Origin of the sequence: Jannaschia sp. Os4 (assembly GCF_016820245.1) — a bacterium.
In the GTDB taxonomy this organism is placed as follows: Bacteria; Pseudomonadota; Alphaproteobacteria; order Rhodobacterales; family Rhodobacteraceae; genus Jannaschia.
The window spans coordinates 508,584-534,921 of record NZ_JAFCAR010000004.1; the positions used below are offsets into that span (position 1 = coordinate 508,584).

Consider the following 26,338-nt stretch of genomic DNA (forward strand, 5'->3'; position numbering starts at 1 on the left):
GCGGGGAGGCCCGTCACGCCAGCACGTCGCGCCCCATCTGCCGCATCAGGTCCACGTAGTCGAGCAACACCCAGTTCTCGGCGATCCGCCCGCCGCCGACCCGGTAGAAGTCCATCACCCGCAACGTCAGCGCCTTGTCCGTCGCGGGCACGCCGAGATACGCGCCCCGATGCGTCATCGTCATCGAGGGCCACCCGCTGATCGCCGCGTAGGGGCCGTCGCCCAACCGGCAGAAGTGGTTGCCCCCCTGCCGGTCAGGGAAGGCGTGGAGGAACGGCATCCGGTGGTCCTTGGCGAATCCGTCCCACGTGTAGTTCGAGCCGACGCCCGCCGGCCCGTACCACATCATCCCGTCGGCCCACGTGCCGTCCGCGCCGGTCTGGCCCGCGCTCGCGCCGGTCTCGGGGTCGTAGACGTGGAGGTCGCCCAGCATCCGCTCCACCACGGCCAGCGACGCGTCGCCGCCGTCCGAGGGCGGGCAGAGCCCGTCCTGCGTCGCGGGCGCGGGGAAGGTGACCTCTGTGCCGAGCCGGACGCCGTAGGGGTCGCGCCCCGCCTGAAGCATAAGGTCAGGCAGGTCGAGGATGATGCGCGACAGCACGATGCGGCCCGTGTCGTCGAGCATGTGGAACTCGCCCGCCCGCAGGAAGGCGAGGCTGCCCGACGGCGCCACGCCCCAGAGGTCGCCCACGTGGTTGCCGACGTAGTGGGTGACGCAGGCCACCCAGTCGCCGCCCAGCCCCAGCCCGGGATGCGTCTCCGGCGTCCGCCGGTTCGGGCCGCCCATGACGATCAGGTCGCGGCGGTGCAGGCCCGAGAGCGCGGCGCGCAGCGGCTCGACCACGTGCGCCACGATCGCATCGCGCCCCTCCACCCGGTCCACCGGCGCCGAGACGTCCCAGACGGCGTCCGCCGTCAGCATCCCCTCGGCGGTGGAGGGGTCGCGCAGCAGCGCGTCGAGGCCGAGGCGGGTGGCGGCGCGGGGGTCGGTCATGGGGTCTCCGGAACGGGGAACGGGGCGCCGTGGCGCCCCGCTCGGTATCGTCTGGGACGGCGGCTCAGTTCCGCGCCTTGTCCACCATCTTGCCGTCGGAGATCCACGGCATCATCTCGCGCAGCTTCTCGCCCACCTGCTCGATCTGGTGCTCGTCGTTCATCCGGCGGGTGCCCTTGAAGAAGGGCTGGCCGACCGCGTTCTCCTGCATGAAGTCGCGCACGAACTTGCCGGTCTGGATGTCGGTCAGGATCGCCTTCATGCGTTTTTTCGTTTCGTCATAAGGCAGTACGCGCGGCCCGCTCACGTACTCGCCATACTCCGCCGTGTTGGAGATGGAGTAGTTCATGTTGGCGATGCCGCCCTCGTAGATCAGGTCCACGATCAGCTTCACCTCGTGCAGGCACTCGAAATAGGCCATCTCGGGAGCGTAGCCCGCCTCGACCAGCGTCTCGAAGCCTATGCGGATCAGCTCCACGAGGCCGCCGCAGAGCACGGCCTGCTCGCCGAAGAGGTCGGTCTCGCACTCCTCGCGGAAGTTGGTCTCGATGATGCCCGAGCGCCCGCCGCCGATGGCCGAGCAGTAGGACAGGCCGATCTCCAGCGCGCGACCGGACGCGTTCTCGTGGACTGCCACGAGGCAGGGGACGCCGCCGCCCTTCTGATACTCGCCGCGCACGGTGTGGCCGGGGCCCTTGGGCGCCATCATGACGACGTCGACGCCCGCCTTGGGCTCGATCAGCCCGAAATGCACGTTGAGGCCGTGGGCGAAGGCGATGGCGGCGCCCTCGCGGATGTTGTCGTGGACGTACTTCTTGTACGTTTCGGCCTGCAGCTCGTCGGGCATGGTGAACATGATGAGGTCGGCCCACGCGGCGGCCTCACTGATGCCCATGACCTTCAGGCCCTCGCCCTCGGCCTTGGCCGCCGACGGCGAGCCCTCGCGCAGGGCCACCACGAGGTTCTTGGCCCCCGAGTCGCGCAGGTTCAGGGCATGGGCGTGGCCTTGCGAGCCGTAGCCGAGGATGGCCACCTTCATGTCCTTGATCAGATTGATGTCGCAGTCGCGGTCGTAATACACGCGCATGTCGGTCCCTCCGGGTTGCGTCGCGGAGGGTCTATGCGGCGGGATCGCCCCCCGCCACCGCGCCGGGCATTAACCTTTCGTTCATCCGCTGATAGCTATTCGTTGAATAGGCGATACGCGGATGGATCATGCTCGACGACGTGGACCGGCGGCTGCTGCGGCGATGGCAGGCGGAGCCGGACCTGCAAGTGACGGAACTGGCGGGGGAACTGGGCCTCGCGCAGTCGGTCGCCTCGCGCCGGATCGAGCGGCTGCGCGAGCGCGGCGTGCTGCGCGGGGTGCATGGGGTGATCGACTGGCGGGCCGCCGGGTGGGACGTCGAGGTCAGCCTGCGCTTCACGCTCGACAAGTCGGACCCACGCGCGATGGACGTGTTCATGGCGGCGGCGCGGGACGTGCCGGAAGTCGTTGAGATACAGACCTTCCTCGGGCGGGTGGACGTGCGGCTGGGGGTGATCGCGCGCGATCTGGAGGACTGGCGCAGGCTCTACCGCGACCGCATCCTGACCCTGCCCCATATCGCCGAGATCGAGGCGCTGATGCATGTCGCCCGGGTGAAGACCGATGCCGTCCTGCCTTTGTGACCGGAGCGCCCGAACGCGAATAGGGGGGTGGGATGCACCCCCCGTGCATACACCGTGCATACACCGTGCATACGCGCGTTCATACGGGGGCGTTAATCTTCCGTTCACCGAGGGCCGGCCGTGACCCGCGCGCTGGACGAGACCGACCGCGCGATCCTGCGGGTGGTGCAGGCGAACGCCGCGCTCTCGACCACGGCCGTGGCCCGGGCGGTGGGGATGAGCCAAGCCGCCGTATGGCGGCGGCTGGACCGGCTGCGGAAGGAGGGCGTCCTCGCCGGGCGGGAGCTGTCGCTCGACCTCGAGAAGCTGGGCTTCGGGGTGACGATCTTCCTTGGGGTGAAGCTGGCCGCGAAGGGGCGCGTGGCGCTGGAGGACTTCGAGCGGGCGGTCAGCGCGATCCCGGAGGTGCGGACCGTGGAGCACGTGCTCGGGCGCTACGACTACCGGCTGCGGGTGGTGGCGCGCGACCTCGCGGACTTCGAGCGGGTGCTGCGGCGGCGCATCCTCGGGCTGCCCGGCGTGGGCGAGGCGGAGGCCAACGTGATGCTGTCGGAGGAGCGGCGGCCGGGGCCGCTCTGACCCGCTTGCATCCCCTGCCCCGCTCGCTTACCTGCGCCGCCACGGACGGCGTGGTAGCTCAGTTGGTGAGAGCGCCGGATTCATAACCCGGAGGTCGGCGGTTCAAGCCCGCCCCACGCTACCGTCCGTTTCTCCCCGGCATTCGAGCGATCGGTAACGGTCGGGCAAGGTTTCGCGCCCTAGGACGCGGGCATGCCGGCCCTGTGGTTCCTCTTCGTCTCCGTCCTCGTCGGCCTCGTCGCCGCCGCCCGCCTCGGATTCGCGCGCGATCCGGCGTATGCCGAGATAGACCGTGCGCTGTCGCCCGCCGCCGGGCATCAGGGGCGCCGACGATGGGAGGGACCGCCATGACCACCGAAACGCACGACATCCACGCCGTCGATCCGGACGGGCTGGCCGAGTTCTCGGTGGTGTTTACCGACCGCTCGCTCAACTCCATGAGCGCGGCGTTCCAAGAGGTGATGCGCGACATCCACGCCGGGATGCGCGAGACCTACGCCGCCCACGACGTGGCCGTGGTGCCCGGCGGCGGCACCTACGCGATGGAGGCCGTGGCCCGGCAGCTGGGCCAAGGGTCGAAGGCGCTGGTGGTGCGCAACGGCTGGTTCTCCTACCGCTGGTCGCAGATCATGGAGGCGGGGGCCTTCACCGAAGGGGTCGAGGTGATGCGGGCGCGCCCCGCGCAGGCCGAGGGGCCGATCCAGTTCGCCCCGCCGCCCGCCGCCGAGGTGGCGGCGAAGGTGCGGGAGACGAAGCCCGACGTGGTCTTCGCGCCGCATGTCGAGACCTCGGCCGGGGTGATCCTGCCGGACGCCTACATCGCGGAGGTCGCGGCGGCGGCGCACGAGGTGGGCGCGGTGATGGTGCTGGACTGCATCGCGTCGGGCTGCGTCTGGGTGGACATGGAGGCGACGGGCGTCGACCTGCTGATCTCCGCGCCGCAGAAGGGCTGGTCCTCCACGCCCTGCGCGGGGCTGGTGATGATGTCGGAGCGCGGGCGCGCGCGGGTGGACGCCACCACGTCGGACAGCTTCGCGCTGGACCTGCGGAAGTGGTGCGGGATCATGGACGCCTACATGGGCGGCGGGCATGCCTATCACGCGACGATGCCGACGGACGGCCTGCGCCAGTTCCGCGACGCGATGCGCGAGACGATGGCGTTCGGGCTGGATGCGGCGAAGGACGCGCAATGGGCCTTGGGGCGCCGGGTGCGCGACATGCTGGGCGCGCGTGGCGTCAAGGGCGTGGCCGCCGAGGGGTTCCGCGCGCCGGGCGTCGCCGTCTGCCACGCGCCGTCCCCGGAGGTGAGGTCGGGCGCGGCCTTCGCGGCGCAGGGCGTGCAGATCGCGGCGGGCGTGCCCTTGGCCATCGGAGAGCCGGACGGCTGGTCGACCTTCCGCATCGGCCTGTTCGGGCTGGACAAGCTGCGTGACGTGGACGCGACCTGCGACCGGCTGGAGCCCGCGCTGGACGCGGTGCTGGGGCGGCCGGCGCTGGCGGCGGAGTAGCGGCTCCGGCTGCGGCGGCGGATCGGATGGCGGAGGCGTGGCGTCGCCCCGGCGCGGTCTCCCGTGCGGCTCCGGACGCGCCACCGGGTCGTGGCGCGAGGGGGCATTTGACGGCGGCACGAGGATCCGGGTCGTGGCGGCGAGGGGGGTCCGGGTCGCGCGGTGACGGGAGTTCGGATCGCGCGGTGACGGAGATTCGGCTCGCGCGGTGACGGGGGGGCAAATCCTTCGGAAGGATTTGCCCCGCGTTTCCTTGGCTAAGGAAACGCCCGCTGCGCCCGCGTGCCGCCGACCCAGACGCCCGCGACGGCGCGGTCGTCGCCCATCATGATGGTCGGGAAGACCGCCTCCCAGACGTCCTCGGCCCGCGCGGCGCGCTGCGCGATGGCGGGGGTCGAGGCGAGGTCGAGGGCGACGAGGTCGGCGTCGGTGCCCGGCGCCAGCGTGCCGATCCGGTCGGCGGCGTGGAGGGCGCGGGCCGAGCCCTCGGTGGCGAGCCAGAGCAGGTGGGCGGGGTGGAGCGCCTCGCCCCGGAGCTGGGCCACCTCGTAGGCGGCGGCCATGGTGCGGAGCATCGAGAAGCTGGAGCCGCCGCCGGTGTCGGTGGCCAGCCCCGTGGTGATCGTGCGGGCGAGGGTCATGTCGAAGAGGCCGGAGCCGATGAAGGTGTTCGAGGTCGGGCAATGGACGAGGGCCGCGCCCGCCTCGGCCAGCCGCGCGCGCTCGCGGTCGGTGAGGTGGATGGCGTGGCCGTAGAGGGCGCGTTCGCCTAGCAGGCCGTGGCGCTCGTAGGTGTCGAGGTAGTCGCGGGCCTCGGGGTGGAGGTCGCGGACCCACGCGACCTCGTCGGTCTGCTCGGACAGGTGGGTCTGCATCAGGCAATCGGGGTTGGCGGCCCAGAGCGCGCCCAAGGCCTCGAGCTGGGCGGGCGTCGAGGTGGGGGTGAAGCGGGGCGTAACGACGTAGCGGGCGCGGCCCGCGCCGTGCCAGCGGGCGAGGAGCGCGGCGCTGTCGTCGTGGGCGGACCGGGCCGTGTCGCGCAAGGACTCGGGGGCGTTGCGGTCCATGCAGGTCTTGCCGCCCCAGAGCGCCATGCCGCGCGCCGCGCCCGCCTCGAACCATGCGTCCACGCTCTCGGGGTGGATCGTGCAGTAGGAGCACAGCGAGGTGGTGCCGTGGGCCAGCGCAAGGTCGAGGGTGAGGTCGGCCTGGCGGCGGGCATAGGCAGGGTCGTGGAAGCGGGCCTCCTCGGGGAAGGTGTAGCGGTTCAGCCAGTCGATCAGGCGCGCGCCCCACGCGGCGACGATGCCGGTCTGGGGGTAGTGCATGTGGGCGTCCACGAAGCCGGGCAGCAGGAGCGCGTCGCCCATGTCCTCGACCTCCGCCCGCGGGTGGGCGGCGCGCAGCGCGTCGGCGGGGCCGGTGGCGGCGATGGTGGCGCCGTCGATCGCGACGGCGCCGCGCCGCTCGTGGCGGGCGCTCGCGGGGCCGTCTCGGAACGGGTCGCCGTGGAAGGTCAGGATCTGGCCGAGGATCAGTCGCATCCGAGGGGCCTAGCCTGCGCCACGGCGGCGGGCTAGGCCCCTGCCCGACCCCATCCCGCAGGAGGCCCCCATGTCCGAGACCGATCAGGTGGACGCCCCCGAGCTGGAGGAGGAGGCGGAGCTGGACGAGGACCGGCTGCGCGACATCCGGCGCGCCCTGCGCGACGAGGATCGCGCCGCCTTGGACGCGCTCCTGGAGCCGCTGCACGAGGCGGACGTCGCGGACCTCTTGGAGCAGCTGGGCGACGCGGAGCGGGGCGACCTGCTGCGCCTGTCGACGGGGCTCGTGGACGGCGAGGTGCTGTCGGAGCTGGACGAGGACCTGCGCGAGGAGGTGATCGAGGCGCTGCCCGCCGCCGAGGTGGCCGAGGCGGTGCGCGACCTCGAGACGGACGACCTCGTGGACATCGTCGAGAACCTCGAGGACGAGGACCAGGCGGCGGCCATCGTCGCCGCCCTGGACCCCGAGGACCGGATCGCCGTCGAGCAGGCGCTGTCCTACCCGGAGGAATCCGCCGGCCGCCTGATGCAGCGGGAGGTCGTGGCGGTGCCGTCGCACTGGACCGTCGGGCAGACCATCGACCACCTGCGGAAGAAGAAGACCGCCCTGCCCGAGCAGTTCTACCACGTCGTGCTGGTCGATCCGCGCCACCGGCCCGTGGGCTACGTCACCTTGGGGCGGCTGCTGTCGTCGCGGCGGGACAACGCGCTGTCGGAGCTGGAGGAGGACTCGTTCCGCACCTTCGGCGCGTCGCAGCCCGAGGGGGACGTGGCCTACGCGTTCAACCAGTATCACCTGATCTCGGCGCCGGTGGTGGACGACGAGACGGACCGCCTGCTGGGGATGATCACGATCGACGACGCGGTGCGCATCCTCGACGAGGAGGCGGAGGAGGACATCCTGCGTCTGGCGGGCGTGGACAGCGAGGAGAGCCTGTCGAACCGCACCTTCGACGTGGTGCGGCGGCGCTTCCCTTGGCTGGCGGTGAACCTGTTCACGGCGATCCTCGCCTCGCTGGTCATCGCGCAGTTCGAGGCGGTGCTGGCGCAGATCGTGGCGCTCGCCGTGCTGATGCCCATCGTGGCCTCCATGGGCGGCAACGCGGGCACGCAGTCGCTGACGGTGGCGGTGCGGGCCTTGGCGACGCGCGACCTGACGGGGGCGAACGTGTGGCGGGTGATCCGGCGCGAGGTCGTCGCCGGCGCCATCAACGGGGCGGCCTTCGCGGTGATCATGGGGATCGTCGGCGTGGTCTGGTTCGGGACGCCGATGCTGGGGGCCGTGATCGGGGTGGCGATGGTGGTGAACCTCGCGGTGGCGGGGCTGGCGGGGGTGGGGGTGCCCGTCGTGCTGGAGAAGGCGGGGGTGGACCCGGCGCTGGCCTCCGGCGCCTTCGTGACGACGGTGACGGACGTGGTGGGCTTCTTCGCCTTCCTCGGGCTGGCGGCGGCTTGGATGCTGTGAGGCTGGGGGGTGATGGGGTGAAACCCCATCATGCGCCGTAGCCCCGGGGGCGCGGGTCCGTCGTCGGGCGCGCGCCCGGCGGCGGCAGCCATTCGGGAAGGTTGGCCTGCGGCGGCTCGGTCCCCCGAGCCGATGGATGCAGGCGCTCCGACGGGTCCGCGCCCATCTCCCGCGCGGCGCGGTCGAGGAAGACGGGGCCGAAGCCGCGCCACGTGCCGATCGACGGCGCGGCCGGGTCGGTCGGGAAGCGGTCGCGCCAGTCGGGGGGCAGGGTCAGGCCCAGCGCCTCCATCCGCTCCAGCATCCAGACGAGGGGAACGTTGGCCAGCGGGCGGGACTCGGGGTGGCGCCCGATCTGGCCGCCGATGTCGGCGTGGGCGCCGCGGAACCAGACCTGCTCGACCGTCGCGGTGCGGGGCGGGCGCGTCGTCCAGAGGTCGGGGGCGAAGGCGCGGCGCGTCTCGTGCAGGGCCAGCGCGTGCAGCCCATGGCGCGCGGTCGGCCCGAGGCGGTGGGAGCGGAAGGCGTGGACCGGCGGCGCGAGGCGCCAGAGCAGCGGCCAGCGGAGGCCCACCGCGCGTACGGTGTCGAAGCAGGCGACGGCGGTGACCTCGGGCCGGTGGTGGCAGTAGAGCGCGGCGAAGCGCCGGGTCTCGGGGGTGGTCGGGTCGTCGCGGTAGTGGGCGAAGGCTTGGCCCACGAGGGGTTCGGTGGCGTTGGCGGGGGTCAGCAGGCCCACGCGGTCGATCATCCCCGCCAAGGCGCGGGCGACGTAGGCCCCGCGCGAGTAGCCCACGAGGAAGACCGGGTCGCCGGGCGACCACGTGCGAGCGAGGAAGTGGTAGGCGCGGCGAAGCTGCGCGTTGACGCCGACGCCGGCGGCGATCTCGCCCGCGTGGCGCCAGCCGCGCCATGCGATGCCCGGCTCGTAGTGGAGGCAGAGGCCGAGATCCGTCCCTTGGCCTTCGAGCATCTTCCAGATCAGGCCGATGGAGGTCTCGTGGCCCGGCTCCAGCGACGAGAGCGTGCCGTCGAGCAGCACGACGTGGACGCGCGCCTCCGGCGGCGTCTCCTCGCGCGCGGGGTCGCGGCGCGCGAGGGACCGGAGCCAGCCGATCACGTCACTCGGCGGCGACGGGGGCGTCCTGCAGGTAGGCCCAGACGCGGGACGGGGTGAACGGCATGTCCACCTTGGTCACGCCGACCTGCCGCATCGCGTCGGCGGCGGCGTTGGCGACGGCGGCCATCGCGCCCACGGTCCCCGCCTCGCCGCAGCCCTTCATGCCCAGCTCGTTGGCCGTGGAGGGCACCGGCTCGGAGTGGAAGGCGATCATCGGCATGTTGGCGGCGCGGGGCATCCCGTAGTCCATGAAGGACGCGGTCAGGAGCTGTCCGTCGGCGTCGTAGACGACGTGCTCGGAGACGGCCTGCCCGATGCCTTGGACGACGCCGCCATGGACCTGCCCCTCGGCCATCATGGGGTTCATCAGCACGCCGAAGTCGTCGACGACGGTGTATCTCTCGACGCTGAGGTTCCCGGTCTCGCGGTCGATCTCGACCTCGCAGATGTGGCAGCCGTTGGGGTAGGAGCGGCCGGGCAGCTCCGTCGTGGCGGAGGTCCGCAGCAGGTCGGTGCGGCCCGCCCGGCGCGCGGCCTCGGCCGCCTCCAGCACGGTCATGCGCTTGTTGGTGGCGGGGGCGGCGAACTGGCCGTCCTCGAAGGTCACCTCGTCCTCCTCCAGATGCTCGGCCACGAAGGGGGTGAAGCGCTCGATCACCTTGCGCGCGGCGCCCTTGTTGGCCGTCCCTTGGGTGGTGACGGAGCGGGAGCCGCCGGTGCCGCCGCCCTTGGCGATCCGGTCGCTGTCGCCCTGCACCACCTCGACCTTCTCCGGGGGCAGGCCGAGGTCGGTGGCGAGGAACTGGCGGTAGACCGTCTCGTGCCCCTGCCCGTTGGTCTGGGTGCCGACGTAGAGGATGGCGCCGCCGTCGTCGGTGAACTCGATCTCGGCGGTCTCCTCGGGGGAGCCGAGGATGGACTCGATGTAGTAGCAGACCCCGAGGCCCCGGATGCGGCCCGCCGCCTCGGCCTCGGCGCGGCGCGCGGCGAAGCCGTCCACGTCGGCCTCGGCCCGCGCGCGGTCCATGACGCGGGCGAAGTCGCCGACGTCGTAGGTCTCGCCGGTGGCGGAGACGTAGGGGAACTTGTCGGCGGGGATCAGCGACTTGCGGCGCAGGTCGAACGGATCGACGCCCAGCTCGTGGGCGGCGTGGTCCATCGCGCGCTCCAGCAGGTAGATCGCCTCGGGGCGGCCCGCGCCGCGATAGGCGTCCACCTGCGTGGTGTGGGTGTAGATCCCGGTCGAGCGCAGGAAGGTCGCCTGCACGTCGTAGATGCCGGGCAGCACCTTGGAGAACAGCTCCGACTGGATGTTCTGGGCGTACTGGCTGTTGTAGGCGCCCATGTTGGCCCAGTTCTCGGAGTGGTACGCGACGAGCCGGTCGTCCGCGTCGAAGCCGAGGCGGGCGCGGCAGGTGAGGTCGCGGCCGGCGTTGTCCGAGAGCATCGCCTCGGAGCGATCGCCCATCCAGCGGACGGGGCGACCGAGGACCGTGGCGGCGTGGGCCACGAGGAAGGTCTCGGGGTAGTCCATCGCCTTCATGCCGAAGCCGCCGCCCACGTCGGGGTTGGTGACCCGCAGGCTGTCCTTGGACCGGCCGAGGATCTTGGCGAGCTTGTCGCGGGTGCCCCAGACGCCCTGCCCGTTGACGCAGACGTGGAGGCGGTCGCCCTCGTAGGGCTCGGCCCAGACGCCGCGCGGCTCCAGGGAGGCGACGATGATGCGGTTGTCCTCGACGGTCAGGTCCACGACGCGGTGCGCGGCCTCCAGCGCGGCCTCGACGGCGGCCTCCTCGCCCATCTCCCAGACGTAGGCGACGTTGTCGGGCGCCTCCGGGTGGACGGCCTCGCCGCCGGGTGCGAGGTCCAGCTTCACGGGGCGCTCGTCGAGGTCCATCTCGATGGCCTCGGCGGCGTCGCGGGCTTGGTCGAGCGTGTCGGCGATCACCATCGCCACCGGCTCGCCCACGTGGCGGACGCGGGCGGTGGCCAGCAGCGGGCGCTTGGGCGTGGTGCCGCGGCGCCCGTCGTTGGGCGACTTGGCGGGCGTGGTGGGGATGTCGTCCATCAGCCCAGCCTCGGCGAGCCTGTCCGCCGTCAGGATCAGGCGCACGCCCTCCATCCCCTCGGCCGCCGACACGTCGAGCGTCAGGTCCGCATGGGCGGCGGGGGAGCGCAGGACGAAGGCGCGCAGGCTTTCGGCGGGCGCGCGGTCGTCCACGTAGGAGCCGCCGCCGGTCAGCAGGCGCGGATCCTCGGCGCGGCGGTTGGACTGTGAGAGGCCGAACTTCTGCATTGGAGGGCTCCGTTCCGTGACCGGGGGAGCCTTAGCCGACCGGCGCGTCCTGTCCACCCGCCGAGGCGGGCGGCGGGTCGTCGCGGGGGATCATCGGCGCCAGCATCGCGCGCACGAGGCGGTCGCGGGCGGCGGGGCCGAGGTCGGAGGCGAACTTCATCTTCCCGCCCGCCATCAGGTCCGCGATCCCATGCGTGCCCGCCCAGACGCGGAGCGGCGTGGCCATGCCCTCGGGCGTCACGAAGTCGGGCATCGCGCCGGTGACGTCCGAGACCGTGCGGACCATCCGCATGAACGCCCCCTCGCCGGCGTCGGCCAGCGCGGGGTCCTCCGGGTCGGGAAGCGCGGAGGAGAAGCAGAGGCGGAAGAGGGCGGTGTGCTCCAGCGCGAAGTCCACGTAGCCGAGGCCGTCGGCCATGAGCCGCCCCTCGGGCGTGTCGGGGGCTTCGGCGCGGCGGGCGTCCTGGCACGCGACGAGCCGCTCGAACCCCCGCGTGGCCAGCGCGGCGAGCAGGCCCTTCACGCCGCCGAAGTGGTGCGCGGGTGCTGCGTGGGAGACGCCCGCGCGCTTGGCCACGCGGCGCAGCGAGAACGCCTCGGGGCCAGTCTCGGCCAGTTCCGCCTCGCCCGCGTCAAGTAGGGCGGAGCGGAGGTTGCCGTGGTGGTATCTGGAACGCGCGTCGTCAGGCATGGGACCGCCCTATCCTGCCACCGTCAACATTACAACTTGACGGTGACAGGTTCCGCGCTCCATAGGTGTCTTGTCACTGTCAGGATCGGAGACGCCGATGACCCCCGACCTCCTCTTCCAGGTCGCCCAGACGGGCGCGATGACCGGGTGGGTGGCGCTCGCGCTCTCCCCGCTCCGGCCCCGCCCGCTGCTGGCCTATGGGGGCATCGCCGTCCCCGTCGCGCTGTCGCTGCTCTACCTCGGCACCGTCGCCGTCGCCCTGCCGGGCGCGGATGGCGGGTTCGACACGCTGGCGGGGGTGATGGCGCTCTTCGCGCAGCCCGGCCCCGCGCTGGCGGGCTGGGTCCACTTCCTCGCCTTCGACCTCGCCATCGGCGGGTGGCAGGCGCGCGAGGCGCGGCGGCTCGGCCTGCCGCACTGGGCGCTGCTGCCCTGCCTGTTCCTGACCCTCATGCTGGGGCCCGTCGGGCTCTTGGCGTTCCTCGGCCTGCGGGCCGGTTTCACCCACTTCGGCGGCCGCAAGGAGGCCCTGTCATGACCACCCTCGACACCTATGCCCGTCCCCTGCCCCGCTGGCTGACCGACAGCCCGGCGATGGCCGCCGCCGCCCTGCTCTGGGGGGCCGCCACGCCGCTCTACCTCTGGCTCGCGCTGACGGTGCCCGAGACCATCGCGGGCGAAGCCGCATGGCTGAAGCCGCTCAAGTTCTCGCTGGCGACGACGGTCTGGGCGCTCACGCTGGCATGGGCGGCGCGGTTCGTGCCCGCCGCCACGCGGGGCGCGCGGTGGTTCCGGGTCTATTCGTGGTCCGTGTTCGGCGCGATGGCGCTGGAGATGGCGTGGCTGACGACGGCGTCGGCGCTGGGGCAGAAGGCGCATTACAACACCGAGGTGCTCTGGCTCGCGGTGGCCTATCCGGTGGCGGGGCTGGTGGCGACGTGGTTCGCCGCGTCCGCGCTGGTCTGGGGCGTCGTGATCCTGCGCGCCGCGCCCTTGCGCGACGCGTGGCCCTTCGTCCGGACGCTCGGCTGGTCGATGGTGGCGACGTTCCTTCTCACGGTGCCCACGGCCTTCGCGCTCTCGGCGGTGGAGCCGCCCGCGGGCGGCCTGCCGCTCTTCGGCTGGACCTTTGCCGCCGGCGACCTGCGCCCCGCGCATTTCGCGGCGACCCACGCGATGCAGGTCGTGCCTCTGGTGGCGGTGGCGACGGGGCTCGTGGGGCGCGGCGGATGGCTGACGCTGGGGTGGTCGGTGGTGACGCTGGCGCTGGTGGCGCTGGGGGTGGGGCTGGTCTAGCCGGAGCGCATCGCAGGGCCGTGGCGCGGCGATCCGACCTTGCCGCGATGCGGTTTATCCCTCACCCCCGCACGACGCACCGGCGGAGCGCCGTCGGAACGGGATCGCCGGGCCGGGGGACGGCCCGGCGATGCGCGGGCCGCTTCGCGGCTGTTAACCGCGCCGGTGCAGAGCGGCGGGGTGGCAACCGGATCGCGCGGGGGCTATCCGGCCCCCGCCCCACCCCGGAGACCCGCGCCATGACCGAGATGCCCAAGACCTTCGACGCCCAAGAGGCGGAGACGCGCATCACCGCCGAATGGCTGGAGAGGAAGTGCTTCGCCGCCGGCGCCAACGCCAAGCGGGCCGAGACCTTCTCCATCGTCATCCCGCCGCCCAACGTGACCGGCTCGCTCCACATGGGGCACGCGTTCAACAACACGCTGCAGGACGTGCTGGTCCGCTGGCACCGGATGCGCGGCTTCGACACGCTGTGGCAGCCGGGCACGGACCATGCGGGCATCGCCACGCAGATGGTCGTGGAGCGCGAGCTGGCGCAGACCAACCGGCGGCGCACGGACATGAGCCGGGAGGAGTTCCTCGACCTCGTCTGGGCGCAGAAGACCCGCTCGCGCGGCACGATCATCGGGCAGCTGCAGCGGCTGGGGGCGTCCTGCGACTGGGACCGCGAGGCGTTCACGATGGGCGGCGCGCCGGGCGACCCGGACCGGGAGGTCGGCGGAGGGCAGGACTTCCACGACGCGGTCATCAAGGTCTTCGTCGAGATGTACGACAAAGGCCTGATCTACCGCGGCAAGCGGCTGGTGAACTGGGACCCGAAGTTCGAGACCGCGATCTCCGACCTCGAGGTCGAGGCGGTCGAGACGAACGGCTTCATGTGGCACTTCAAGTACCCGCTCGCGGGCGGGGCCACCTACGAGTACGTCGAGCGCGACGAGGACGGGGCGGAGCTGTTCCGCGAGACGCGCGACTACATCTCCATCGCCACGACGCGGCCCGAGACGATGCTGGGCGACGGGGCGGTCGCGGTGCACCCGGACGACGTGCGCTACGCGCCGATCGTGGGCCGGCTCTGCGAGATCCCGGTGGGGCCGAAGGAGTCCCGCCGCCTGATCCCCATCGTGACGGACGAGTATCCCGACCCGGCCTTCGGCTCGGGCGCGGTGAAGATCACCGGGGCGCACGACTTCAACGACTACCAAGTGGCGAAGCGGGGCGGCATCCCGCTCTACCGGCTGATGGACACCAAGGCTGCGATGCGCGCGGATGGCGCGCCCTACGCCGAGGCGGCGGCCATCGCGATGGCGGTGGCGAAGGGCGAGCGGGCGCTTTCGGAGGCGGAAACGGACGCGATCAACCTCGTGCCCGACCACCTGCGGGGGCTGGACCGGATGGAGGCGCGCGCGAAGGTCGTCGAGGAGATCACCGCCGAGGGGCTGGCCGTGATGGTCCCGCCGACGGACCCGCGGCTGGGCAAGGGGGCGGCGTCGGACGGCGCGGCGGCGACGGGCGAGCCGCCGGTGGACGCGTCCGAGGGCGGGGAGATGCGGGTCGACGACCTCGTCCCCCTCGTCGAGCCGAAGGTGATCCAGCAGCCGCATGGCGACCGCTCCAAGGTCGTGATCGAGCCGATGCTGACGGACCAATGGTTCGTGGACACCGACAAGATCGTCGGCCCCGCCATCGAGGCGGTCGAGAACGGCACGACCCGCATCCTGCCGGAGGCGGACCGCAAGGTGTACTTCCACTGGCTGCGCAACATCGAGCCGTGGTGCATCTCGCGCCAGCTGTGGTGGGGGCACCGGATTCCGGTTTGGTATGGGTACTCAGCCGAGGGCGGTGTCGTGACGCTGGAGGATGGCCTCAAGCCATTCTGCGCTGCTTCGCAAGAAGAGGTGATCGACCTGCTCGAGCGGGAGTACGGCCACCAGAACATCCGCTTCCTCGATAGCGAAGCGGACGTTCTGGAGGTTTTCGAGGATCGCGCGAATGGCAGCGTCATGGCGAACGAGGTCATGCCAGTCTACCGCGACCCCGACGTCCTCGACACGTGGTTCTCCTCCGGTCTCTGGCCGCTCGGCACGCTCGGCTGGCCCGAGGAGACGGAGGAGTTGGAGAAGTACTTCCCCACCTCCGTCCTCATCACCGGGTTCGACATCCTGTTCTTCTGGGTCGCCCGGATGATGATGATGCAGACCGCCGTGCTGCCCGAGGACAAGCCGCTCGCCGAGCGCGTCCCGTTCCGCGACGTCTACGTCCACGCGCTCGTCCGCGACGCCAAGGGGCAGAAGATGTCCAAGTCCTTGGGCAACGTGCTGGACCCGCTGGACCTGATCGACGTCTACGGGGCGGACGCGGTGCGTTTCACGCTGGCCTCCATGGCGGCGATGGGGCGGGACCTGAAGCTCTCGGAGGACCGGATCAAGGGCTACCGCAACTTCGGCACGAAGCTGTGGAACGCGGTGCGGTTCGCGCAGATGAACGACGTGGCGTTCGGGGGGGATCGGCCCGACCCGCAGGCCACGGTGAACCGCTGGATCGTGGGCGAGACGGCGCGGGCGCGGGCCGAGGTGGACGCCGCCTTGACCGCCTACCGCTTCGACGACGCGGCCGCCGCGCTCTACCGCTTCGTGTGGAACGTGGTCTGCGACTGGTACGTGGAGTTCGCCAAGCCGCTCTTCGACGGGGCGCAGGCCGAGGAGACGCGGGCCACGATGGGCTGGGTGCTGGACCGCTGCATGGTCATGCTGCACCCCTTCATGCCCTTCGTGACCGAGGACCTCTGGGCGCGGACCAGTGAGCGCGCGACGATGGCCGTCCACGCCGACTGGCCCGAGGACGTGACCGAGGCGTTGGTCGACACGGCGGCAGAGGCCGAGATGCGCTACGTCATCGCGCTGATCGAGGCGGTGCGCTCGGCGCGGGCGCAGATGAACGTGCCGGCGGGGGCGCACGTGCCCCTGGTCCGGGTCGAGGGCGGCGACACGGGGCGGTCCGCCGTCGCGGCCAACGAGGCGCTGATCGCGCGGCTGGCGCGGGTCGAGGCGGTGTCCGAGGGCGACGCGCCCAAGGGCTCGGCGGCGGTGACCGTGGGCGCGGACCAGTACGCGATCCCCTTGGAGGGGCTGATCGACGTGAGCGCCGAGGTGGCGCGGCTGGAGAAGTCGCGCGCCAAGCTGGCCAAGGAGATCAAGGGGCTGGCGGGCCGCGCGAACAACCCGAAGTTCGCGGAGTCCGCCCCGGCGGAGGTCGTGGAGGAGACGAAGCGCAACCTCGCCGAGCGGGAGGCGGAGGCCGAGGCGCTGGACGCCGCGCTGGCGCGGCTGGCGGAGTTGGGGTGAGGTGACGCCCCCGCCTTGCGCGGGGGCCGCTTCGTCCGTCTGCGCCCCGGCTGCGGAGGGGGGCGCCCGGTTCGATCGAGGCCCCCGCGCAAGGCGGGGGCGTCCGTATGGCGTGGACCGCTCCCTCGCCCGATCACGCGCCGCGCGCGCGTTCTCACCCCGCCTCACACCCCCGTGCGACCCCCTGCCCCGGTGCGGCCCGGCGCGTTAGCTGCCCGACCAACGCAACGGAGACAGCCATGCCCACCCGCCGAACCTTCCTCATCGGGGCCGCCGCCATCCCCATCGCCGCCGGCGGCGCCTACGCCCTGCTCGCGCCGCAGCCCCTCGCCCCGGCCCGCGTCTACACGGAGGGCGGTCTCGCCATCCGGGGCACGGACCCAGTGGCCTACTTCTACGACGCCATGCCCGTCCCCGGCGATCCGGCCGTGACCCACGACTGGGCCGGGGCGACGTGGGCCTTCGCCACGGTCGAGAACCGCGACCGCTTCGCCGCCGAGCCTGCGCGCTACGCGCCCGCCTATGGCGGGTTCTGCGCGTGGGCCGTGGCGGAGAAGGGGGAGCTCTACTCCACGCAGCCGAAGAACTGGGCCATCGTGGACGGGCGCCTGTTCCTGAACTTCGACGACGCCGTGCAGGAGTTGTGGAACGCGGAACCCGCGGACTTCATCGCCGCCGCCGACCGGCGCTGGCCCGAGATCGTGGCCGCCGTCTGAGGCGGAGCGGCGGGGGCGCATGGCGCCCCCGCGCGAGGTCACAGCATCAGCTGGTAGCTCTCGGGCACCCAGCGGAACGTGTCGTCCGCCGCCCGCTCGACGTAGCCCACCGCTGGGAACGGCATGTGGTAGCCCACCATCGGCATCCGCTCGTCCGCGACCATGCCCAGCACCCGGCGGCGCGTCTCGGCGGCGGCGGCCTTGTCCATGTCGAAGCGCACCTCCCAGTCCGGGTGCGCCAGCGACCAGACGTAGTGGTTCGTCATGTCCGCCGTCAGCAGCGCCTGCGCGTCGCCCGAGGACATGCGGTAGCCCATCATCCCCGGCGTGTGGCCGAACATCGCCACCGCCGTCAGGCCCGGCGCCACCTCGGCCCCGTCGGCGATCAGCTCGAACCGGTCCTCCAGCGCGGCGACGTTGTCGGGCAGCCCCTGCTCGCGCCACGCGGCCATCTCGGCCTCGCCCGTCACGTAGCGGACGTCGCCGAAGGTCGGCTCGCCGTCGCGCATCAGCCCGCCGACATGGTCGCCGTGCATGTGGGTGATGACCACGGTGGTCACGTCGCCCGGCGCCACGCCCGCGCTCTCCAAGGCGGCGGTTATGCCGTCGGCGTTCAGGCCGGTGTCGAACAGGACGACTTGGTCGCCGGTGCGCACGACCGTGGGCTGGAAGAAGAACTGCGACTTGTCCGTGGGGATGAAGGCGTCCTGCGAGACCTGCGCGAAGGTGTCGGCATCGACGTTCATGCCGAACGTCTCCTGCTGGTCGCCCTCGCGGGTGGCCGTGCCCGCCAGCAGGACCGAGACGCCGAGGTCGCCCAGCGAGAACGAGCGCGACAGGCCGGCGGTCGGCGGGCCACCGGCGTGGGCGTCGGCGGCGGCGACCTGCGGCAGCGCGGCGGCGGCGGGGATGGCGGCGGAGGCGGCGAGCGCTTGGCGGCGGGTGAGCATGCGGGGTCTCCCTGTGTGTGACCGGGTGGAGTTAGCGCGCGCGGCGCGGCTGTCCGCATCACGCCCGCGCGAGGGTGGACTTGCGCCGCCGCCCCCCGCATATCGCGCCCCGCGCCTCAGGAGCCTGCAATGACCGTCACCCGCTTCGCCCCCTCGCCCACCGGCCACATCCACGTGGGCAACCTGCGCACGGCGCTGATGAACTGGATGATCGCGCGGAAGAGCGGCGGCACCTTCATCCTGCGGATCGACGACACGGACGCGGAGCGGTCCAAGGAGGAATACGTCGACGCGATCCGCGCCGACCTCGAATGGCTGGGCCTGACATGGGACCGGGAGGAGCGGCAGTCGGCGCGGCTGGACCGCTATGCGGCGGCGGCGGACGCGCTGCGCGCGCAGGGGCGGCTCTACGAGGCGTGGGAGACGCCGACGGAGCTGGACCTCAAGCGCAAGAAGCAGTTGAACATGGGGCGCCCGCCCGTCTACGACCGCGCCGCGCTGGACCTGTCGGAGGACGAGAAGGCCGCCCTGCGCGCCGAGCGGGGCGACGGCGTCTGGCGGTTCAAGCTGGACCGCGCGCGGATCGAGTGGACCGACGGCATCCTCGGCGACCTGTCGATCGACGCGGCCTCGGTCTCCGACCCCGTGCTGATCCGCGCGGACGGTCAGGTGCTCTACACCATCGCGTCGGTGGTGGACGACACCGAGATGGGCGTCACGGACGTGGTGCGCGGCTCGGACCACGTCACGAACACCGCGACGCAGATCCAGATCATGGCCGCGCTGGGCCACGACCACCCGCGCTTCGCGCACCACTCCCTGCTGACCGGGCCGGGGGGCGAGGGGCTGTCGAAGCGGCTGGGCTCGCTCTCGGTCCGCCAGATGCGCGAGGCGGGGGTGGAGCCGATGGCGCTGCTGTCGCTCTTGGCGCGGCTCGGCTCGTCCCAGCCGGTCGAGCTGCGCGACACGCCGGAGGAGCTGGCGGAGGCGTTCGACCTGTCGACCTTCGGCTCGGCCCCCACCAAGTTCGACGAGGCGGACCTGCGCCCGCTCACGGCGGAGGTGCTGCAGCGCGCGCCGGTCGCGGCGGTGGACGCCGACCTCGCGGCGGCGGGCGTGCCGGAGGAGATGCGCGCGCCCTTCTGGGCGGTGATGCGCGAGAACGTCGGCACCCGCGCCGAGATCGCGGAATGGTGGGCGCTGGCCCGCGACGGGGCGACGCCGCTGGTGGCCGACGAGGACCGGGATTTCGTGGCCGAGGCATTCGGGATGCTGGGCGAGCCGCCCTACGACGCCTCCACGTGGTCGGACTGGACCGGGCGGGTGAAGGAGGCCACGGGGCGCAAGGGCAAGGGCCTGTTCAAGCCGCTGCGGCAGGCGGTGACGGGCCGCGCGTCGGGGCCGGACATGGGTGACCTGATGCCGCTGCTGCAGGCGAAGCCGAAGCTCTAGGGCGCGGCGCGTCCGTCGTCGCCGTCCGACCCCTTCGTTCCGGCGAAGGTGCCCGAGGCGAAGAGGCCGAACCGGACGGTGCCCGCGATGGCGTCGCCATCCACGGTGCCATCGAACTTCAGCGTCATCGGCATCGGCCGGTCGATCTTCGTGGCCCACCGAAGGCGCGCGCCGTCGCGGGACAGGTCCGCCATTGGGCCGGACCCCGCCTTACCCTCCATTGTCCCGCCGTCGTGGTCGACGCGGAGGGTGGCCGGGATTTCCCCCGTGGGGGCGGAGATGCGGATGTGCCAGATGTCCATGCGCCCTCCCTGCCCCGGGCCCATGCCGGGCGCACCCGTGCCGCCACGTCGCAAACGGTGTCGTGTTCGGGCTTGATCCGTCGCCGCGTCCATCGTCCCCTCGCCCCCGAGGGAGGGCGACCATGGCCAAGCTGGACGACCAATACCGCGTGGTGATCATCGGGGGCGGCGTGGTGGGGACCTCCGTGCTCTACCACCTCGCCAAGATGGGCTGGACGGACGTGACCCTTCTGGAGCGCAAGGTGCTGACCGCCGGGTCGTCGTGGCACGCGGCGGGCGGGGTCCACGCGCTGAACGCCGACCCGAACATCGCCGCGCTGCAGGCCTACACGATCGACCTGCTGCCGAAGATCGAGGCCGAGAGCGGGCAGGACATCGGGTTCCACATGACCGGGGGCCTGACGCTGGCGGGGACGCCGGAGCGGTGGGAATGGCTGCAATCGGCCTACCGCGTGTTCCAGACGATGGGGATCACCGACTGCGAGCTGATCGACGCGGCGGAGGCGGGGCGGCGGTGCCCGGTCATGTCCACCGACGGCGTGCTGGGCGCCCTCTGGGCGGACCGGGAGGGCTATGTCGACACGACGGGCACGGTGCATGCCTACGCGAAGGCCGCCGTGAAGAACGGCGCGACCTACCACGAGAACGTCAAGGTCGAGGGGCTGACGCAGGTCCATGACGGCTGGATCGTCCACACGGACCGGGGCGACGTCCGCACCGAGCACGTCGTCAACGCCGCCGGCCTCTGGGCCAAGCAGGTCGGGCGCATGGCGGGGATCGAGCTGCCGGTCTCGCCGCTCAACCACCACTACCTCATCAGCGACAGCATCCCGGCCTTGGAGCAGCTCGACTTCGAGGTGCCGATGACCGTGGACCTCGAGGGGTTCACCTACATGCGGCAGGACCAGAAGGGGATGCTCTTGGGCATCTACGAGGTCGACCACCAGCATTGGAACATGGACGGCGCCCCGTGGGAGTACGGGTTCGAGCTGCAGCAGGAGGACCCCGACCGGATCGAGCGCGAGCTGGTCATGGGGTTCGAGCGCTACCCGGCGCTGCAGGATGTGGGCGTCAAGACGTGGGTGAACGGCGCCTTCACCTTCTCGCCCGACGGCAACCCGCTGGTCGGTCCCGTGGACGGCAAGCCCGGCTACTGGTGCGCCTGCGCGGTCATGGCGGGCTTCCTGCAGGGCGGCGGCGTGGGCAAGTCCTTGGCCGAGTGGATCGTCGAAGGGGAACCCGAGGCGGACGTGTTCGGCATGGACGTGGCCCGCTACGGCGCCTTCGCCGAGAACCGCCGCTTCATCCGCGAGACGACGGGGCAGTTCTACTCCCGCCGCTTCGTCATGTCCTATCCGAACGAGCAGCTGCCCGCCGGGCGCCCGCTCAAGGTCTCCGGGGCCCACGGCGAGATGACCGCCGCGGGCGCGCGCTGGGGCGCGTCCTACGGGCTGGAGGTGCCGCTCTACTTCGCGCCCTCCGGGTTCGAGGAGGGGCTGACGCTGCGCCGCTCCAACGCCCACGAGATCGTCGCCGCCGAGCACCGCGCCATCCGCGAGGGCGTGGGCCTGCTCGACATCACCGGCTTCTCCCGCTTCGTGGTGGAGGGACCGAAGGCCGCCGAATGGCTCGACCGCTTGATGGCGTCCAAGCTGCCCGCGCCGGGCCGGGCGCGCCTCGCCCCGATGCTGTCGCCCGCCGGAAAGCTGAAGGGCGACCTGACGGTCTTCAACTGGGGCGACGGGACCTACTGGATCATGGGATCCTACTACCTGCGCGACTGGCACCTGCGCTGGTTCCACGACCACGCCGCCGCGGGCGCGACGGTGCGCGACATCTCGGACATGGTGCAGGGCTTCTCGCTCTCGGGGCCGAACGCGACCCGCGTGATGGAGCGCGCCGCCGAGATGGCGGACGGGGCCGCCTTCGCCCTGCCCTTCATGGGCTGCGGCGACTTCGACCTCGGCCTGCACCGCGCGCGGGTGGGCCGGATCAGCGTGACGGGCGAGCTGGGCTACGAGATCCACGTCCGCGCCACCGAGCACGCGACGCTGCGCCGCCTGCTCCTCGAGGCGGGCGAGGGACTGGGGATACGCGAGGTCGGGTTCAACGCGCTGAACACCACGCGGCTGGAGAAGTCCTTCGGCATCTGGAGCCGCGAGTTCACGCAGGGCTACACCCCCGCCGAGACCGGCATGGACCGCTGGATCGACTGGGGGAAGGACTTCGTCGGGCGCGAGGCCGCGCTGCGCGAGCACAACGCCGGACCGTCGCGCCGGATCGTGACCATGGCGCTGGCCGAGGGCGACGCGGAGGCCACGGGCTACGAGCCGATCTGGCAGGGCGGCCGACAGGTGGGCTTCGTCACCTCGGGCGGCTTCGGGCACACGGTGGGCCGGTCGCTCGCGATGGGGATGGTGGAGGCGGACCTTTCCGCGCCGGGCACGGCGCTCACCGCCCACATCGTCGGCGTGGAGCGGGAGGTGGAGGTGCTCGCGCCCTCGCCCTACGACCCGCAGGGCCGGGCGATGCGGGGATGAGGCGCGCGCCGTTGGGCCGCCATCGGGTCGGGCGATGACCTTCGACGCGATCGTGCTGGGGGCCGGGGTGATCGGCGCGGCCACGGCCTACGAGCTGGCCAAGGACGGCCTGCGCGTCTGCGTGGTGGACAAGGGCGCGGTGGGCGGCGGCTCGACCTCCTCCTCCTCGGCGGTGGTGCGGACCTTCTACTCGACCCACGCCGCCTGCGCCTTGGCCCACGAGGGGTTCCACGCATGGGACCGCTTCGCCGACCACGTGGGCCGCGTGCCCGGCCCGGTGGCGCGGCTCTACGCGCGCGGCGCGGTGGTGATGAAGACCCCCGGCAACGACGGCCTGCGCGGCGCGATGGCGATGTCGCGGGACCTGTCGATCCCCTACGACGAGTGGGACGCGGCCCGGCTGGCCGAGGCGCTGCCGCATTACGACCTCGCCTCCTACGCCCCCTGCCGCCGCCCCGAGGACGCGGGCTTCGCCGAGCCGAACGGCGCGCGGATCGAGGGCGCGGTGTTCTGGCCCCGCTCCGGCTGGGTGGACGACCCGCAGCTTGCGGCGCGCAACCTGATGGACGCGGCGGTGCGCGAGGGCGCGGCGGTGCGGCGCGGCACGGTGGTGGCCGTCCGCCGGGGCGACCGGGTGGAGGGCGTCACCCTCGACGACGGGACGCGGATCGACGCCCCGGTCCTCGTCCTCTGCGCCGGGCCGTGGAGCCGGACGGTGCTGGCGATGGCGGGCGTGGACGACCTGCGGGTCGGGGTGCGCCCGCTGCGGCAGGAATGCGCGCACGTCCCCCCGCCGCCCGGCATCGACGTGGACGCCCTCCCCGTCGTCTCGGACGACGACGTGGGCGTCTACATGAAGCCGGGCCGGACGCTGGCCATCGGCACCCAAGGCCCGCCCTGCGACCCGGAGGTGGAGGAGGATCCGGACGCCTTCGACCGCTCGCCCACCGACCAGTGGACCGCGCAGGTGATGCGCTACGCCCAGCGGGTGCCGACCTTGGGCATCCCGTCCCGCATGGCGGGGGTGACGGACCTCTACGACGCGTCGGACGACTGGCTCCCGATCTACGACCGCGCCGCGCTGCCGGGCCTGTTCCTCGCCTGCGGCTCGTCCGGCAACCAGTTCAAGAACGCGCCCGTGGCGGGCTGGCTGATGGCCCGGCTCGTGGCGCATCAGGCGGCGGGGGGCGACCACGACGCCCGCCCGCTGTCGCTCGTCCTGCCCCGCACCGGCGCGACGCTCGACCTCTCCGCCTTCTCGCGCCGCCGTCCTCCGACGGCGGCCTCCTCCTTCTCCGTGCTAGGATAGCCCCATGACCGGACGCCACCGCCCCGACCCCGCGCTCCCGCCGACGGACCTCCACGCCCTCGGCGGCCTAGGCGGTCCGGCGCCCCTGCGGCGGGTGGCGTAGGGTCATGGCCCGCCGCCGCCCCGTCATCGTCACGGCCGCGCTGACCGGCGCGATCCACACGCCGTCGATGTCGCCGCACCTCCCCGTCTCCCCGGGGGAGATCGTCGCCGAGGGCGAGCGCGCGGCGGCGGCGGGGGCGGCCATCCTGCACGTCCACGCGCGCGGCCTAGACGGGCGGCCCGACCAGTCGGCGGAGGCCTTCGCGCCGATCCTGCCGGGGCTCAAGGCGACGGGGGCTGTGGTGAACGTCACGACGGGCGGCTCGCCCTTCATGTCCGTCGAGGAGCGGGTCGGGCCGGCGGCGCGGTGGGCGCCGGAACTGGCGTCGCTGAACATGGGGTCGATGAACTTCGGCCTCTACCCGATGCTGGACCGCTTCGACCCCGAGGGGTGGGAGCGGGACCATCTGGAGGGCAGCCGTGACCTCGTGTTCCGCAACACGTTCAAGGACATAGAGCACGTCCTCGAAACCTGCTCGGCCAATGGCACGCGGTTCGAGTTCGAGTGCTACGACACCGCGCATCTCTACAACCTGCGCCACTTCGCGGACCGGGGCCTCGTCGCCAAGCCCTTGTTCGTGCAGGCGGTCCTCGGCCTGCTGGGCGGGATCGGGACGCATCCGGACGACTTCGGCCACATGCGGCGGACGGCGGAGCGGCTGTTCGGCGGGGACCACGTGTTCAGCGCGCTGGGCGCGGGGGCGGCGCAGATGCGGGTGGCGGCCATGTCGTTGGCATCGCAGGGGAATGTCCGCGTGGGGCTGGAGGATTCCCTGTGGGCCGGGCCGGGCGAGATGGCGACCTCGTCCGCGGTGCAGGTGGAGCAGGCCCGCGCGATGGTGGAGGCGATGGGGATGCGGCTCGCGACGCCGGACGAGGCGCGGGAGATGCTGGGCCTCAAGGGCGCGGATGCGGTGAACTTCTGAGCGGCATCAAGGGGATGCGTGGTGCCCGGGGGCGGAATCGAACCACCGACACGCGGATTTTCAATCCGCTGCTCTACCCCTGAGCTACCCGGGCGCCGGGGACGGATGATCCGTCGGGTGGGCGCGGGATAGAGCGGGCCGTCCGGGGTGTCCAGACCCCTTGGGGACGGCGGCGGCCTTCACGTTTCGTACGGAGCCCGGAGGCCCTTCTTCACGGATTGTGCGAAGATCCGGCGGCTCCACGCGGCCCCCTTCGCCGCGCTGCGGCATGGCCGGTCAGTGCTTCGGCGGATCCTCGAGCGCCGAGCGGCGCTCGATCTCGTCGGCGGCCTCCTCGGCGTCGGCGGGGTCGGACGAGGGTATGGCGTAGGCGCCGGTCACCCACTTGCCGAGGTCCACGTCGGCGCAGCGGGCCGAGCAGAAGGGGCGATACTTGGCGACCGTCTCGCGGTCGCAGATGGGGCAGCTCATAGGACCTCCGAGATGGGCCGACGCTCGCGCTTGCGGGTCAACTCCAGATGGCCGAGCGGGGTCCATCCGATCACGTTGGTGTCCACCGGGCAGGCGCGGGCGGCGACCTTGAAGGCGGTCTCGATCTGGCGGCGCTCGCCCTTGGGCACGGGGGCGCAGTCGATCACGACCTGCCCGCCAAGGCCCCGCAAGCGGAGTTGGCGCATCAGGTCGCGCGCGCAGGCGAGGTTGGCCTTGAGGCCCGACGCGCCGCCGCCGGGCGCGTTGACGTCGACGGCGACGAGGGCGCGGGTCGGCTCGACGTGGTAGGTGGCGTCGCGGACCTGCACTTCCGCCGAGCGGAGCGCGTCGAGCAGGTCTGCGGCGCGGTCCCAGTCCTCGGAGACGTCCGCGACGTCGGCCCAGTCGCGCCACGCCGCCTCGTGCGCGTCGGGGGCGGCGAGGAGGAGGGTGGGGTCGCGCGCGTCGTCCTGCATGATCGCCTGCGCGGTGCGCCACGTCAGTTCGATGTCGTCCATGACGTCCGCCGGGTCCGCCTCGGCGGAGGCGGTGCGGAGGATGGCGCCGGTGTCGCCCGGCTCGGGGATCGCATCGTGGATCGTGGCGAGGAGGTCGGCGCGCACCTCCTCGTCGCGGATGGAGCGGGCGACGTTGAGGCCGGGCGCGCCGGGGGTAACGAGCACGTGGCGGGAGCGGATGGCGATGCGGTCGGTCAGGGGGACGGCCTTGCCCGGCTCGGGCCAGCCGGTGACCTGCACGGTGAGGGTCTCGCCGGGCTTGCGGCCGCGGGTGCCGCGCAGGAAGCCGGTGGTGCCGGGAAGGCGGACGAACACGCCGCCGAGGCCCTTGGGGGCGCGGTCGACCACGCCGCGCAGGATGGCGCCGGGGCCGAGGTCGGCATCCGCGCCGTCGATGAGGAGGTCGTCGAGGCGGCCTCCGACCAGCTTGGCGGCGGCGGGGCGGCCGTCGTGATGGCCGAGGACGATCTGGGACGTGGGTGCGGTCATGGGGGGGATGTAGGGGATGGGGCGGGGGAGGCCCATCCTGCGATTGTTCGGTGTGCCC

The 26,338-nt window shown here is 72.4% G+C and carries 23 protein-coding genes and 2 tRNA genes; 14 read left to right on the forward strand and 11 right to left on the reverse strand.

Annotated elements, in window-relative coordinates; translation table 11 throughout:
* Positions 1–13: 13 nt before the first annotated feature.
* Positions 14–994 carry an ester cyclase gene (locus tag JQC91_RS11410; protein ID WP_203286934.1) on the reverse strand — a complete coding sequence of 327 codons (981 nt, stop codon included), beginning with the start codon at positions 992–994 and terminating at the stop codon, positions 14–16.
* Positions 995–1,058: 64 nt separating this feature from the next.
* Positions 1,059–2,081, reverse strand: a complete 1,023-nt coding sequence (ilvC, locus tag JQC91_RS11415; RefSeq protein ID WP_203286935.1) for a ketol-acid reductoisomerase — start codon at positions 2,079–2,081, stop codon at positions 1,059–1,061.
* Positions 2,082–2,209: 128 nt separating this feature from the next.
* Between ilvC and JQC91_RS11420 the strand changes: the two genes are divergently transcribed.
* From JQC91_RS11420 to JQC91_RS11440, 5 genes are all read left to right on the forward strand, one after another.
* Positions 2,210–2,665 carry an Lrp/AsnC family transcriptional regulator gene (locus JQC91_RS11420; protein WP_203286936.1) on the forward strand — a complete coding sequence of 152 codons (456 nt, stop codon included), beginning with the start codon at positions 2,210–2,212 and terminating at the stop codon, positions 2,663–2,665.
* Between the two features lie 120 nt (positions 2,666–2,785).
* A complete protein-coding gene (locus JQC91_RS11425; RefSeq protein WP_343069961.1) occupies positions 2,786–3,244 on the forward strand; it encodes an Lrp/AsnC family transcriptional regulator in 459 nt (152 codons plus the stop codon).
* A 47-nt stretch (positions 3,245–3,291) separates the two neighbouring features.
* Positions 3,292–3,365 (forward strand) — tRNA-Met (locus tag JQC91_RS11430).
* A gap of 71 nt (positions 3,366–3,436) precedes the next feature.
* Positions 3,437–3,595, forward strand: coding sequence for a hypothetical protein (locus JQC91_RS11435; RefSeq protein WP_203286937.1), 159 nt, complete (start codon positions 3,437–3,439; stop codon positions 3,593–3,595).
* A complete protein-coding gene (locus tag JQC91_RS11440) occupies positions 3,592–4,752 on the forward strand; it encodes an aminotransferase class V-fold PLP-dependent enzyme (protein WP_203286938.1) in 1,161 nt (386 codons plus the stop codon). Before JQC91_RS11435 ends, JQC91_RS11440 begins: the two co-directional genes overlap by 4 nt.
* A 257-nt stretch (positions 4,753–5,009) precedes the next feature.
* Here JQC91_RS11440 and guaD read toward each other — a convergent pair whose 3' ends face one another.
* Positions 5,010–6,296, reverse strand: a complete 1,287-nt coding sequence (gene guaD / locus JQC91_RS11445) for a guanine deaminase (RefSeq protein ID WP_203286939.1) — start codon at positions 6,294–6,296, stop codon at positions 5,010–5,012.
* A 70-nt stretch (positions 6,297–6,366) separates the two neighbouring features.
* Between guaD and mgtE the strand changes: the two genes are divergently transcribed.
* A complete protein-coding gene (mgtE, locus tag JQC91_RS11450; protein WP_203286940.1) occupies positions 6,367–7,761 on the forward strand; it encodes a magnesium transporter in 1,395 nt (464 codons plus the stop codon).
* Between the two features lie 28 nt (positions 7,762–7,789).
* Here the strand turns inward: mgtE and JQC91_RS11455 are convergent, their stop codons facing one another.
* From JQC91_RS11455 to JQC91_RS11465, 3 genes are read right to left on the reverse strand one after another with little or no spacing between them, the layout of a single operon-like run.
* Positions 7,790–8,881 carry a DUF2235 domain-containing protein gene (locus JQC91_RS11455; protein ID WP_343069962.1) on the reverse strand — a complete coding sequence of 364 codons (1,092 nt, stop codon included), beginning with the start codon at positions 8,879–8,881 and terminating at the stop codon, positions 7,790–7,792.
* 1 nt (position 8,882) lies between these two features.
* A complete protein-coding gene (locus tag JQC91_RS11460) occupies positions 8,883–11,177 on the reverse strand; it encodes a xanthine dehydrogenase family protein molybdopterin-binding subunit (RefSeq protein ID WP_203286941.1) in 2,295 nt (764 codons plus the stop codon).
* A 31-nt stretch (positions 11,178–11,208) separates the two neighbouring features.
* Entirely contained in the window at positions 11,209–11,868 is a 660-nt protein-coding gene (locus JQC91_RS11465; protein WP_203286942.1) for a TetR/AcrR family transcriptional regulator, read from the reverse strand.
* Positions 11,869–11,965: 97 nt separating this feature from the next.
* Between JQC91_RS11465 and JQC91_RS11470 the strand changes: the two genes are divergently transcribed.
* From JQC91_RS11470 to JQC91_RS11485, 4 genes are all read left to right on the forward strand, one after another.
* Entirely contained in the window at positions 11,966–12,406 is a 441-nt protein-coding gene (locus JQC91_RS11470) for an ABA4-like family protein (protein ID WP_203286943.1), read from the forward strand.
* Positions 12,403–13,164: a hypothetical protein gene (locus JQC91_RS11475; protein ID WP_203286944.1), complete on the forward strand. Its 762-nt coding sequence runs from the start codon at positions 12,403–12,405 to the stop codon at positions 13,162–13,164. Before JQC91_RS11470 ends, JQC91_RS11475 begins: the two co-directional genes overlap by 4 nt.
* A gap of 248 nt (positions 13,165–13,412) precedes the next feature.
* Entirely contained in the window at positions 13,413–16,505 is a 3,093-nt protein-coding gene (locus tag JQC91_RS11480) for a valine--tRNA ligase (protein ID WP_203287557.1), read from the forward strand.
* A 239-nt stretch (positions 16,506–16,744) separates the two neighbouring features.
* Positions 16,745–17,221, forward strand: a complete 477-nt coding sequence (locus JQC91_RS11485; RefSeq protein WP_203286945.1) for a YHS domain-containing (seleno)protein — start codon at positions 16,745–16,747, stop codon at positions 17,219–17,221.
* A 38-nt stretch (positions 17,222–17,259) separates the two neighbouring features.
* Here the strand turns inward: JQC91_RS11485 and JQC91_RS11490 are convergent, their stop codons facing one another.
* A complete protein-coding gene (locus tag JQC91_RS11490; RefSeq protein WP_203286946.1) occupies positions 17,260–18,171 on the reverse strand; it encodes an MBL fold metallo-hydrolase in 912 nt (303 codons plus the stop codon).
* A gap of 129 nt (positions 18,172–18,300) precedes the next feature.
* Here JQC91_RS11490 and gltX point away from each other — a divergent pair, with 129 nt between their 5' ends.
* Positions 18,301–19,623, forward strand: a complete 1,323-nt coding sequence (gene gltX / locus JQC91_RS11495; RefSeq protein WP_203286947.1) for a glutamate--tRNA ligase — start codon at positions 18,301–18,303, stop codon at positions 19,621–19,623.
* Here gltX and JQC91_RS11500 read toward each other — a convergent pair.
* Positions 19,620–19,925, reverse strand: a complete 306-nt coding sequence (locus tag JQC91_RS11500; protein WP_203286948.1) for a hypothetical protein — start codon at positions 19,923–19,925, stop codon at positions 19,620–19,622. The two genes, gltX and JQC91_RS11500, sit on opposite strands and share 4 nt — an antisense overlap.
* Positions 19,926–20,047: 122 nt before the next feature.
* On the opposite strand from JQC91_RS11500, the gene JQC91_RS11505 reads away from it, so the two are divergent.
* From JQC91_RS11505 to JQC91_RS11515, 3 genes are all read left to right on the forward strand, one after another.
* Positions 20,048–22,465, forward strand: coding sequence for an FAD-dependent oxidoreductase (locus JQC91_RS11505; RefSeq protein ID WP_238941479.1), 2,418 nt, complete (start codon positions 20,048–20,050; stop codon positions 22,463–22,465).
* Between the two features lie 34 nt (positions 22,466–22,499).
* The gene (locus tag JQC91_RS11510) at positions 22,500–23,774 is read left to right on the forward strand and encodes an FAD-binding oxidoreductase (RefSeq protein WP_203286949.1); all 1,275 of its coding nucleotides are present in this window, start codon (positions 22,500–22,502) and stop codon (positions 23,772–23,774) included.
* A 107-nt stretch (positions 23,775–23,881) separates the two neighbouring features.
* Positions 23,882–24,802, forward strand: coding sequence for a 3-keto-5-aminohexanoate cleavage protein (locus JQC91_RS11515; protein ID WP_203286950.1), 921 nt, complete (start codon positions 23,882–23,884; stop codon positions 24,800–24,802).
* Between the two features lie 19 nt (positions 24,803–24,821).
* Here the strand turns inward: JQC91_RS11515 and JQC91_RS11520 are convergent.
* From JQC91_RS11520 to JQC91_RS11530, 3 genes are all read right to left on the reverse strand, one after another.
* Positions 24,822–24,896: transfer RNA gene (locus JQC91_RS11520), tRNA-Phe, on the reverse strand.
* A 182-nt stretch (positions 24,897–25,078) separates the two neighbouring features.
* On the reverse strand, positions 25,079–25,273 hold the full coding sequence (gene yacG, locus JQC91_RS11525) for a DNA gyrase inhibitor YacG (RefSeq protein ID WP_203286951.1): 195 nt from the start codon (positions 25,271–25,273) through the stop codon (positions 25,079–25,081).
* Positions 25,270–26,280, reverse strand: a complete 1,011-nt coding sequence (locus JQC91_RS11530) for a ribonuclease E/G (RefSeq protein ID WP_203286952.1) — start codon at positions 26,278–26,280, stop codon at positions 25,270–25,272. The genes yacG and JQC91_RS11530 overlap by 4 nt, the downstream gene beginning before the upstream one ends.
* Positions 26,281–26,338: the final 58 nt, after the last annotated feature.